At 62.0% G+C, this 300-nt stretch carries 1 protein-coding gene; it reads right to left on the bottom strand.

The genetic code is table 11. The features are described from left to right. Positions 1-8: 8 nt before the first annotated feature. Positions 9-300, bottom strand: a 292-nt coding sequence (locus P0G09_RS18890; RefSeq protein WP_275253440.1) for a DUF1643 domain-containing protein, incomplete at its 5' end; no start/stop codon positions are given.

Raw genomic sequence — 300 nt, 5'->3', positions numbered from 1 at the left:
TCCCTCCCTCAAAAACAGGTGTCCAGATAGTTTTCAACATCAAACGGCTCGGGTGTGGAATCTTTGCGCAGGTAGAGCGGGTGATGGGGATGGCCTTTTTTGCTCCGCTTGCCAAAGTTGACCCATGGGATGTCCCGCTCTCTTGTCAGGGCCACCATCTCCCGCATCAGGCCGGGCAGGTTGTCCCGCTTTTCGATCAGGGTGCCCCATGCGGCCCACATGGTGGGCTCGGTCTCGGCCAGAACGGCCCGCAGCCAGCGCAGGTTCTCGTCGCAGAGGGCGCGGTCCGGCACACGGTCC

Source organism: Faecalibacterium sp. DFI.5.82 (genome assembly GCF_029076575.1).
GTDB lineage: Bacteria > Bacillota > Clostridia > Oscillospirales > Ruminococcaceae > Faecalibacterium > Faecalibacterium duncaniae.
This window is presented reverse-complemented; position numbering and strand designations above follow the sequence as displayed.